This window comes from Chachezhania antarctica (assembly GCF_003646465.1).
Lineage (GTDB): Bacteria > Pseudomonadota > Alphaproteobacteria > Rhodobacterales > Rhodobacteraceae > Chachezhania > Chachezhania antarctica.
On the sequence record NZ_QZEX01000009.1, the window covers coordinates 175,513 to 186,141 of the forward strand.

The window sequence follows — 10,629 nt, forward strand, 5'->3', positions numbered from 1 at the left end:
ATGGCTGCCGTTCATGATGCTTGCAGCATCCGGTGGCATGGGCTCGAAGTGGACCTCGGGTGCAACGCAGAATCCTGTGATATGATGTCCTGTCAACGTCGGGTTGTCGATGTGGCAGGGCGTGGTGGATCGGAGGATCCATCATGGAAACGCCAAACTTGCCCGCCATTCGCGCACTGCCCCCAGCCTGGAACAAAGGACGGATCGTCGGCCAGAAGAGGCCGCTCAAAACCAAACACGTCTGGGCGATCAGGGTCCGGCTGGAGCTGGTCGGGAACCATCGTGATCTGGCCCTTTTCAATCTTGCCATCGACAGCAAGCTGCGCGCTTGTGATCTGGTCAGGATGAAGGTGGTGGATGTCATGGCGTCAGGCGAAATCAAGGAACGCGCGTCGGTTCTGCAGAGCAAGACCCGGACACCTGTGCGTTTCGAAGTTTCTGAAGGCACCCGTGCATCGCTCGCAAGGTGGATGCGAGAGCCGCTCATGGTCGGATGCGAATACCTCTGGCCTGGGCGTTTTCACGAACGCCTTCGCATCTCGACTCGCCAGTGTGCGCGTATTGTCCGTGAGTGGGTGGCCTCCATTGGTCTGGAGGCTAGCGCCTATGGCACGCACTCGATGCGGCGAACGAAGGTGACCCAAATTTAGAAGAAAACGGGCAACCTTCGGGCAGTCCAGCTGTTGTTGGGCCATACCAAGATAGACAGCACCGTCAGATACCTTGGCGTTGAGCTTGAAGATGCACTGGCTATCGCCGAAGCTATCGAAATTTGAAGGCATGGGCCGTCTTCACAGACGGCCCGAAGCTGACCTCCGCTACGTGTTGAACGAGAAGCGCCGATGCGCGCATTGGCAGATACTTAAGGCTCCACCTGGGTGGGCATCCATTGCAAGCGATCAGAAAGACCGACAAGGCTCAGATTCGCATACTGGCCCCTGATAATTTTGGCGGCCATTGTCACCTCGGCCTCGACCTTCATGTTGCCGAACGCGCCGGCATGGATGCCACCTGTGATGAAGTAGGCATCAAAACCGTTGTTGGCGGCGCCCATGATATCCGTCGGCAGGCCATCACCAATGGCAAGCAAATGGCGCTTTCTCAGGGTCCTGCCGGCAAGACCATTTGCCCTGATGAGCGCGTCGTCATATATCGCGGCTTCTGGTTTGCCGGCGAAAACGACCTTGCCGCCAAGGGCCACATATCGTTGCGCAATTGATCCCGCACAAATGACCATTCGGTTGCCACTGCGGACCACCAGATCTGGATTCGCACAGATCACGGTGACGGCGTTTTGCTGCATTTCAGTGAGTTGACGCTCATAGTTGTCCACCGACAAGACCTCATCATCGAGTGGCCCGGTCAGAAGGCAAAGCTGCGCATCAGACATTTCAACAATTGGGTTCGGTAGTCCTTCGAGGACCGACATGTCACGTGCCGGACCAAAATGAAAAAGCGGAGCGTCGGGTTGTCTTGCAAGCAAAGCAGCCGTGACATCGCCAGAGGTCACGATGGTGTCGAAGGCCGACCTCGGAACGCCGAACCGCTTCAGCTGTGGGTAGATGTCCCGGGACAATCGTGGTGCGTTGGTGATCAGGATCACGAAACGCCCACTGGCACGGACCCTGCACAAGGCATCGACGGCGTCGTTGAAAGCGGCGGTCCCATTGTGGATGACCCCCCAGACATCGCAAAGCACACCGTCGTAGCGGCTGACGATTTCGCTGAACGAAGAAAATTCAAAGGATGAAGACAGCGACTGACCGATGTGTCCCATGAAGGAATTTGCGTAGGTTCAGGTGCCGTTGCCGTCAAGCGGTACTTCTTGCGCGGCCGGTGGTCGAGAAGACGGGCGCTCGGGTCTTTTCCCGCACGCATTGCGCCCCGGCCGCCTTTTGGGTGCCTATCTAATCCTTGCTATTGCAGGGCGTTGACAGTAGGGCTGTATCTTCAGGGGCGCAAAAGTGGCCCATGAGTGCTTTTCTACAGCCAATCGTGATAGCTCAGCCCTCCCGATCCCATTGGTGGGTGTTTTCGGGACAGGCAAAAAGCCTTGCGGCGCCATCACTTGGCCACACTCCACGACCAGTATTTCCGTTCGACGTCAGTTCACATTGGCTGGAACGGTTGAAATTGGCGTTTCACTAAAAACTGATCCGCACGAATTTCCGGGATCCGTCATTTCAGAATTCCTGCCACAGACGTCCGTTTTTTTGGGCGACACGACCACAGCCTTAGGCAGGGCTGCTCTTTCGAACTCGATTTGTGCCCTCTCGATATTCCTGCGCGGATCGCGTTCATGGATATACTATGGGCGTATCAAATTTGTGACACGGGTCACAAAGTTGTCGGAGTATGATCTGATTTTGGACAAGTACCTGCTTTTCACCCCCGGCCCTGTAAATGTGGCCGAGTCCCTGCGCAGCGCGATTTGCAAAGAGGATATCTGCCATCGGGAAACCGATTTCGATGCCCTGCTTCTGGCGATCGAGGATAAGATCATCTCTCTTCTTCAGATCAAGAAACGGGCACGTTACCGCGCCGTTGTGATCACGGGATCTGGCACAGCCGCCAACGAGGCGATTTTGTCTTCCGTGGTTGGTGATGGTTCGATCCTGATCCTTTCAAACGGCGAGTTTGGCGGGCGGCTGCACAAAACATCCTTGATCCACAACAAACGAACGCATCTGATCGAATTGCCCTGGGGGACACCGTTCGACCCTCTCCAAATCGAGACCTATCTGAACAGCCACAAGATTGACGTGGTGGCGATGGTCCATCACGAGACGTGTACGGGCATGCTGAATCCGCTCGCCCGGATCGGCGCGCTGGCCAAAGCAAGCGGAGCCTTGTTCGTCGTCGATGGTGTAAGCTCTGTCGGGGCGGAAGTCATCGACATGGAAGCCTGCAACATCGCATTTCTGTCCAGTTCCAGTTCGAAGGCCCTGGGGTCTTATCCCGGTCTGTCTTTTGTTGTCGGTCGCACCAAACAATTCGAGCGGCTCGGCCGTCATGATGCAAAGACAACCTATCTGAACCTCGCTACGTTCTACGCATTTCTGACGAACCATAATCAGACGCCAAATACACCCGCCGTTCCGCTATTCTTCGCCTTGGACCAGGCCCTGAGAAACGTACTGCGTGAGGGCGTTCTCAAGCGCTACGCCCGCATAAAGGCACGGGCTGGGCTTCTCCGCGTCGGAATGCGACGGCTGAACCTCGACTTTCTGATTGACGAAGCGGATATGTGTTCGGTTCTGACCACGGTACGGGTGCCCGCAACAGTAGATGTCGCCGCTTTGCGCGCGCGCCTGCGCGAGAAATCCATCATCATTTACGAAGGCAAGGGATGCCTTGCCGGCAAAGTTTTTCAGGTCGGCAACATCGGGGAACTCTCCGATGCAGACATTCGGTTTTTCCTTGCGACCCTCAAGGACGTGTTGCTGGCACTGCAGACGGAGGCGTCAGACCGTGTTGCTCCCGTCACGCGTAAAAACCAAAGATTGATCGTTCTGTCTGAATCAAAGCCCAAGCATGCACGGGTGGCCTTGTGAACGACAAACTGCAAGCGCTTTGGGCAACCAAAACCCGCGACGATGAATGGTGGTCGTCATTCGTCACCGCGCCTTTGGCGATTGTTGCCAACTATTTTGCTGTAGAGCTCCGATGGATCACTCCCAACCGCGTCACGGCCGCATCATTTCTGATTGCGGTCGCGGCCAGCCTTGCAATTCTTGGCGGGGGCAGTTGGTATTTTCTCGTGGCGGCGGTGCTAATTCAAATGAGCCATGTCCTTGATTGCATGGACGGGCAGATGGCGCGATACAAGCGGATCTCATCTCCCGTCGGAAGTTATTATGACCGGATAACGGATCAAGTACAGGTCGCGCTTTGGTTCGGCGCTGCAGGTTTCGCGGCCTTCGAACAAACGGGCAGTGTCACTCCGGTATTCCTTTCGCTCATAGGGATATCGTTCTACGGTTTGCGCGGCTACGCCAAATACATAGCGCTAGAGATCGAAACGTCTCGCAATCCGGATTATCCGGCCGAGGTGGCGAAGCTGAAACACGTCAAGATCACGGCAGGTCCGGGTATGGGCCTACGTGCCAATCTGACATGGCTCTGGCGCGAACAACACAAGGTTCTTGCCTTCGACGAAGGCGTTTTCGTCTTCATGCTGTCGGCCGCTCTTCTGTTCGACCAACTTGTGCCAATGCTTTGGATTTTTGCGGCAAGCCAAGTCTATTGGGGCGTTTACAGATCCTGGCTTCGGGGCAGGAACATTGGCCAAGCGAAGACAATCTTACTTCAAAAGTGACCGCCCTTCCATTCAGCTCGTATAGGACTTATCAATCATGAGACATGAAAAATATCGCGCTCCGATCGCTGTCATTCTGGCGGCTGGCGTCGGCTCTCGGCTTAGCCCATTAACCGATGATTGCCCCAAAAGTCTGCTATCAGTTGGCGGTTCCGTCATCCTGGAACGCATGATCCGCAATTGCCTTAGCTGCGGCATGTCGCAATTCGTTCTTGTGTTGGGGCACCGGGCCGATGAGATCAAGCAGTTCGTCGACAAGGCATTCCGTGGCATTCGCGTCACCTACGTGATAAACGACCGCTACCGCGAGACGAACACAGGGTACTCCCTGATGCTGGCCGCTGCAGCAATCGGCGCTGCCGATTTCGTGAAATTCGATGCGGATGTCGTCTTCGACGTCAGAATCCTGCGCAAACTTCTGGACAGCGACGTGTCAAACGTCCTGTGCATCGATCAGAATATCGCGCTTGAACATGAAGAAGTGAAGGTAATCACGGACGATCAGAGGCAAGTGATCGAGGTTGGAAAATCCGTTGACCCCAATCTGGCCTTGGGCGAGTCGATCGGGATTGAAAAGATCGGTGCCGAAACCGGAAAACGTCTATTCGCGGAGCTTTCCCAGATGATGGGCGCCCGGGAAAACCTCCAAGAGTATTACGAGGCTGCATACGCGCGATTGATTGCCAACGGAACGAAGTTCCGCGCACTGGATATCACGGGTTTGAACTGGACCGAGATTGACACAGTACAAGACTTCGCTGCTGCCGAGGCCATGTTTGGCAGCCCGATCACAACCGTGTCGCGCGACCAGCAGTGGGCGCTGGAAGAAGCCGCCGGGAAAGTGACCGTGTCGACGCGGCCCTGGCAGATCTGACCCAAAGCGCCGGAGCCCCGGTATTCGATGCGTGAAGGCGGTGAACCACCACGTTGCGCAGGCTCAAAGAAAACACCGGTGGTAGGCCCAGACGGCGTGTCCGATGACGCTTCTTGGGAACCGGACGCCTCTGATCCGGAACAATTTTTTGTTGTGCAACACGGCGGTGAAATACGTGGACACTGCGACGCTACCAACCTGACAAAGTCCCCCGCGTGGCATGCTACCTGCCCGAGTGACGTTTCGGCCCCCAAGCGCCTCGCCCTGAACCAATGCGCAGCCGGTAAGCGGTCATCCCCGCTTCCCGGTTCGGGAGTGCTTCTGGCTATCCGCGCCCGGTTTGGGTCACTGGACCACGGCGCGCGCCATGGTCCAATTGCTCGTTCAGTGCGCGATCATGACATGGCGGGCGACGGTGTAATCCTCAAGCGCGTACATCGACATGTCCTTGCCGTATCCGGATTGCTTCATCCCGCCATGGGGCATCTCGTTGACCAGCATGAAATGTGTGTTCACCCAGGTGCAGCCATATTGCATCCGGGCCGAGATATCGAGCGCCCGGCCGATATCCGACGTCCACACCGATGAGGCCAGTCCGTACTGGCTGTCATTGGCCCATTTTACGGCGGTGTCGGCATCGTCGAAACGGGTGATCGACACTACGGGACCGAAGACTTCGCGCTGGACGATCTCGTCCTCTTGCAGAGCGCCGGCCACAACCGTCGGGCGATAGTAGAAACCCGAGCCGTCGGCCAGATCGCCGCCGGTGGTGATCTCGACATGTTTCAATTCCGACGCCCGCTGGACGAAGCTTGCCACCCGGTCCCGCTGGCGTTGCGAGATCAGTGGCGGGATTTCGTTCAGGGTGTCGTCGGCATCGTCATAGACGATGGTGGATACGGCGCTGCTCAGATCCGCCACCAGATTGTCATAGACCTTGGCCCCGGCATAGATTCGGCATGCGGCGGTGCAGTCCTGCCCGGCGTTGTAGTAACCGAAGGCGCGCAGGCCTTCGACGGTGCGGGCCAGATCGGCATCGTCCATCACGATGACCGGGGCCTTGCCGCCCAGTTCCAGGTGCGTGCGCTTCACCGATTTCGAGGCCGCTTGCAGAACCTTCTTGCCGGTCGCCACGTCGCCCGTGATTGACACCATGTCGACGTCGGGATGGTTGATCAGCGCGTTGCCAACGCTGGCCCCCTGCCCCACGATCACGTTCACGACGCCTTCGGGCAGGATGCCGGCCATGACCTCGGCCATCAAGAGCGCGGTCAGTGGCGTCTGTTCGGACGGTTTCAGGACCACCGTGTTGCCGCCCGCCAGCGCCGGGGCCAGTTTCCACGCCATCATCATCAGCGGGTAGTTCCACGGTGCGATCGAGGCCACGACACCGATAGGATCGCGCCGGATCATCGAGGTATGGCCTTCCATGTACTCTCCCGCTACCGGGCCGTGCATGTTGCGCACGGCACCCGCGAAGAAACGGTAACAATCGGCCACGGCGGGGATCTCGGCCGTGCGGACCTCGTTGATGGGCTTGCCGCAGTTCAGCGCCTCGAGCTTGGCGAATTCCTCGGTCCGGGCCTCGACCGCATCGGCGATGGCCAGAAGCTTGGCCGACCGTTCGGCGGGCGTGGTGCGCGCCCAGCCGGGAAAGGCCGCGCGGGCGGCGGCAACGGCACGGCCAACCTGGGTCAGATCGGCCTCGGGCATCTTGACGATGACCTCGCCGGTGCGCGGGTTCAGGACCTGTTCCTCGGTCTCGGTACCCGCTTCGTGGGCCCCGCCGATCAGCATCTTGGTCTGCATGGAAATCCTCCGTTACTTGCCTTGTCCGGCGACCTGATCGGTCCCGCGGGTGAGGTAATAGGCGCCCAGGATGGGCAGCATGGTGACAAGCGCCACGACCATGGCGACGACATTGGTCACGGGCCGTTCGCGCGGCCGGACCAGTTCTTCCAGCATCCAGATCGGCAGGGTCTGCTGCTGACCGGCGGTGAAGGTGGTCACGATCACCTCGTCAAAGCTAAGCGCGAAGGCCAGCATGCCGCCCACTACCAGCGCAGTAGCCATGTTGGGCAGGATCACGTGGCGCAGGGTCTGGAACATGTTGGCGCCCAGATCCATCGACGCCTCGATCAGACTGCCGGATGTCCGGCGGAACCGCGCCACGGCGTTGTTGTAGACGATGACGACGCAGAAGGTCGCGTGACCCAGAACGATGGTCCATGTGCTGAAGGGCACATCGGCGATGGAAAAGGCCGACCGCAGCGCGATCCCCGTTACGACGCCCGGCAGCGCGATCGGCAGGATCACGAGAAGCGAGATCGTCTCCCGCCCGAAAAACCGCGTGCGGCTGACGGCGGCAGCACACAGCGTGCCAAGGATCAACGCCAGCACGGTCGAGATCAATGCGACCCGAACCGAAAGCGCCAGCGCCTCCCACACGTCGGCGCGGTACCATGTGACCGCGAACCATTTCAGCGTCAGGCCGGGGGGCGGCCAGGCAAAGCTCTTTTCTTCCGTCGTGAAGGCGTAGACGAAAATCAGAAGGATCGGCAGGTGCAGGAACAGAAGCCCCCCGGCGGCGGCCAGTTTCAGCGTCAGCGGCGCGCGGTCAGAGTGCATCGAACGCCCCTATGCGCTTGGCGCCCCACAGGTAGAACCCCATGATCACGATGGGCACCACGGCGAAGGCCGCGGCCAGCGGGATGTTCCCGGCGATACCTTGGTGCTGGTAGACGGCCTGCCCGATAAACAGGCGCGAGGTGCCGATGATCTGGGGAATGATGTAATCGCCCAGTGTCAGTGAGAAGGTGAAGATCGAGCCCGCCACGATCCCCGGCAGCGCCAGCGGCAACAGCACGTGGCGGAAGGTCTGCGCCGGCCGTGCGCCCAGATCGCCCGACGCTTCCAGCATTGAACCCGGCACACGCTCCAGCGCCGCCTGAATCGGCAGGATCATGAAGGGCATCCAGACATAGACGAAGACGATGAACGTCCCCGTGGTGCTGACCGACAGCGAATTGCCCCCGACCACCGGCAACGACAGGTAGGCCTCGAGCAGCCAGTTCAGGCGCATCCCTTCCAACGCCCATGTCAGGATGCCTTCTTTGGCAAGGATCAGCTTCCACGCATAGATCTTGACGAGATAGCTGGACCAGAGCGGCATCATGATCCCGAGGTAGAAGACCGCCCGCCATTTCCCCCGGGCATAGCGCGCGGCGTAGTACGCGATGGGAAAGGCGATCACGGCAGACGCCAGCGTACAGCAGGCCGCCATCGTGACCGTCCGCAGGATGATGTCGAAATTCGCGGGCGTGAGCAGTTCGGCATAGGTGGACAGCGTGAACCGGTAGTTGATCTGCCCGGTGAAGTGGTCAATCGAAAAGAAGCTTTGCAGCAGCAGCGCAAAGAGAGAACCGAGGTAGATGATACCCAGCCACAACACCGGCGGAAGCAGCAGCAGGAACAGCAGCACCGCCGGACGCCGCCACAGCGTGTCCGACAGCCGCGTGCCGATGCTTTCGCTGCGAGCGGCCATCATGATTTCGGCCTCATCAGGTGAAGATCGCCCTCGGCCCAATTCAGCGCGACGAGGTCGCCCTGCAGCGGGCGTGGCGCGTCCTGCGGCAGCAGCGCGGTCAGCCGCGCGCCTTCCGTCTCGAAACTGACGCGCGTCGTCAGGCCAAGGAAGCTGAGCCCCGTCACCCGCGCCATGATGGGGCCGTATTCGGCCAGCTGCAAACGTTCAGGCCGGATGGCCGCCGGGCAGTTCTCTCCCGTCAGCCGGGCAACCAGCGCGGCAGGCAGGACGTTCGACGAGCCCACGAAGTCGGCCACGAAGGGCACTTCGGGACGGAAATAGATGTCTTCCGGCGCGCCCACCTGGATGATGCGGCCATCGTTGAAGACCGCGACGCGGTCGGCCATCGACAGCGCCTCGCCCTGATCATGGGTCACGAAGACGAAAGTGATTCCAAGCTGGCGTTGCAGGGTCTTCAGTTCCTCCTGCATCTGTTCGCGCAGCTTCAGATCCAGCGCCCCCAGCGGTTCGTCCAGCAGCAGCACGCGCGGCTTGTTCACCAGCGCACGGGCAAGCGCCACGCGTTGCCGCTGCCCACCCGAAAGCTCCGACGGGCGGCGGGCGCCGAAGCCGCCGAGGCGCACCATTTCCAGCGCCTCGTCCGCCGCATTGTGGCGCAGTTTCCGCCCCTGCCCCGCGATCATCAGCCCGTAGGCCACGTTGTCGATCACATTCAGATGCGGGAACAGCGCGTAATCCTGAAACACGGTGTTCACCTGCCGCTTGTAGGGTGGCAGATCGGCGACCGGTTCCCCGAAGATGCGGATGTCGCCCGCAGTCGGGCGCTCAAACCCCGCGATCAGGCGCAGGCAGGTGGTCTTGCCCGAACCGGACGGTCCCAGCATGGCGAAGAACTCGCCCTCGGCGATGTCGAGGTCCACGCCGTCCACGGCGCGCACGGCACCGAAATGGCGCGAGACCTTGTCGAAAGTCACGGCTGACATGGGAAACATCCGTCTTTGCCCGTGCCGCGCGCTCGGAGGGGCACGGCACGGGTTGGGTCAAGGAAGGATCAGCGTCCGCCGATCACGCCGATATAGTCGGACACCCAGCGGTAGTAGGGCACACACTCGTCCTGGCTTTCGCAATTGGCGACCGGGGTCTTCCAGAACTTGATCTTGTCGAACTGGGCAAGGCCATTGGCATCGCAGCCTTCCTGCGTCTGCATTCCACGTCCGTCGGTGCAGGCGACGGGAACCGACGGCACCGCTCCGAACCAGACCGACAGGTCGGATTGCAGGTTCGAGCTGAGCTGATGTTCGAACCACATGTAGGCGCAGTTCGGGTTCTTGGAATCCACGTGGAGCATGGTGGTATCGGCCCAGCCCGTCGCACCTTCCTGCGGGACGACCGAAGCCACCGGCACGCTGTCGGCCTGAAGCAGGTTCACCTGGAAGGGCCACGAGCCCGAGGCGACCATGCCTTCGTTCTTGAAGTCGTCGATCTGGATGAACGCGTCATGCCAGTAGCGACTGACCAGATCACGCTGCCCCCGCAGCAGGTCGAGCGCGGCGGCATATTGTTCCGGGTTCAGTTCGTAGGGGTCTTTGATGCCCAGCTCGGGTTGGTGGAACATCAGGTAGTTAGCGGCATCGGCGATGTGGATCGGACCGTCATAAGCCTGCACCCGGCCGGCATTGGATTCGCCATCGGACAGCGTCGTTTCCTCGAACACGACGTTCCACGAGGCCGGCGCCTCGGCGAAGGCTTCGGTGTTGTACATAAGGGCATCTCTAAAAATTGCCCTGACCTTGGCGCTGCGATATCGTGACTTGGTGAACCGGCATATAGGGGATGCAGCAATGACGCAGATGGGTTTCTTTGATCTTTCGGACCGTTATGCGAGCCTTG

At 59.7% G+C, this 10,629-nt stretch carries 9 protein-coding genes and 1 pseudogene; 4 read left to right on the plus strand and 6 right to left on the minus strand.

Annotated features, from left to right (window positions below):
• The first annotated feature begins 143 nt into the window (after positions 1–143).
• Positions 144–776, plus strand: a pseudogene (locus D4754_RS17710) (tyrosine-type recombinase/integrase).
• Positions 777–862: 86 nt separating this feature from the next.
• Here the strand turns inward: D4754_RS17710 and D4754_RS17715 are convergent.
• Positions 863–1,777: a TIGR01459 family HAD-type hydrolase gene (locus D4754_RS17715; RefSeq protein ID WP_121066381.1), complete on the minus strand. Its 915-nt coding sequence runs from the start codon at positions 1,775–1,777 to the stop codon at positions 863–865.
• Positions 1,778–2,345: 568 nt separating this feature from the next.
• On the opposite strand from D4754_RS17715, the gene D4754_RS17720 reads away from it, so the two are divergent.
• The 3 genes from D4754_RS17720 to D4754_RS17730 are packed head-to-tail and all read left to right on the plus strand — an operon-like array spanning position 2,346 to position 5,192.
• Positions 2,346–3,554: a pyridoxal-phosphate-dependent aminotransferase family protein gene (locus D4754_RS17720; RefSeq protein WP_240453934.1), complete on the plus strand. Its 1,209-nt coding sequence runs from the start codon at positions 2,346–2,348 to the stop codon at positions 3,552–3,554.
• Positions 3,551–4,318, plus strand: coding sequence for a CDP-alcohol phosphatidyltransferase family protein (locus D4754_RS17725; protein WP_121066384.1), 768 nt, complete (start codon positions 3,551–3,553; stop codon positions 4,316–4,318). Before D4754_RS17720 ends, D4754_RS17725 begins: the two co-directional genes overlap by 4 nt.
• 37 nt (positions 4,319–4,355) lie before the next feature.
• Positions 4,356–5,192 (plus strand): phosphocholine cytidylyltransferase family protein, encoded by an 837-nt coding sequence (locus tag D4754_RS17730; protein ID WP_121066387.1) that lies wholly within the window; start codon positions 4,356–4,358, stop codon positions 5,190–5,192.
• 384 nt (positions 5,193–5,576) lie between these two features.
• Here D4754_RS17730 and D4754_RS17735 read toward each other — a convergent pair whose 3' ends face one another.
• From D4754_RS17735 to D4754_RS17755, 5 genes are all read right to left on the minus strand, one after another.
• Positions 5,577–7,001, minus strand: coding sequence for a gamma-aminobutyraldehyde dehydrogenase (locus D4754_RS17735; RefSeq protein WP_121066390.1), 1,425 nt, complete (start codon positions 6,999–7,001; stop codon positions 5,577–5,579).
• A gap of 12 nt (positions 7,002–7,013) precedes the next feature.
• Complete coding sequence (locus tag D4754_RS17740) at positions 7,014–7,820, minus strand: ABC transporter permease (RefSeq protein ID WP_121066393.1); 807 nt, start codon at positions 7,818–7,820, stop codon at positions 7,014–7,016.
• Positions 7,810–8,736 (minus strand): ABC transporter permease, encoded by a 927-nt coding sequence (locus D4754_RS17745; RefSeq protein WP_240453935.1) that lies wholly within the window; start codon positions 8,734–8,736, stop codon positions 7,810–7,812. The genes D4754_RS17740 and D4754_RS17745 overlap by 11 nt, the downstream gene beginning before the upstream one ends.
• Positions 8,736–9,722 carry an ABC transporter ATP-binding protein gene (locus tag D4754_RS17750; RefSeq protein ID WP_121066399.1) on the minus strand — a complete coding sequence of 329 codons (987 nt, stop codon included), beginning with the start codon at positions 9,720–9,722 and terminating at the stop codon, positions 8,736–8,738. Before D4754_RS17750 ends, D4754_RS17745 begins: the two co-directional genes overlap by 1 nt.
• Positions 9,723–9,790: 68 nt before the next feature.
• Positions 9,791–10,501: a type 2 periplasmic-binding domain-containing protein gene (locus D4754_RS17755; protein ID WP_240453936.1), complete on the minus strand. Its 711-nt coding sequence runs from the start codon at positions 10,499–10,501 to the stop codon at positions 9,791–9,793.
• Positions 10,502–10,629 lie beyond the last annotated feature (128 nt).

Excerpts from the sequence above, each read along its gene's own strand:
- D4754_RS17715 (WP_121066381.1), bottom strand. The coding sequence starts at position 1,777 with ATGGGACACATCGGTCAGTCGCTGTCTTCATCCTTTGAATTTTCTTCG.
- D4754_RS17730 (WP_121066387.1), top strand. The coding sequence starts at position 4,356 with ATGAGACATGAAAAATATCGCGCTCCGATCGCTGTCATTCTGGCGGCT.
- D4754_RS17735 (WP_121066390.1), bottom strand. The coding sequence starts at position 7,001 with ATGCAGACCAAGATGCTGATCGGCGGGGCCCACGAAGCGGGTACCGAG.
- D4754_RS17740 (WP_121066393.1), bottom strand. The coding sequence starts at position 7,820 with ATGCACTCTGACCGCGCGCCGCTGACGCTGAAACTGGCCGCCGCCGGG.
- D4754_RS17745 (WP_240453935.1), bottom strand. The coding sequence starts at position 8,736 with ATGGCCGCTCGCAGCGAAAGCATCGGCACGCGGCTGTCGGACACGCTG.
- D4754_RS17750 (WP_121066399.1), bottom strand. The coding sequence starts at position 9,722 with ATGTCAGCCGTGACTTTCGACAAGGTCTCGCGCCATTTCGGTGCCGTG.
- D4754_RS17755 (WP_240453936.1), bottom strand. The coding sequence starts at position 10,501 with ATGTACAACACCGAAGCCTTCGCCGAGGCGCCGGCCTCGTGGAACGTC.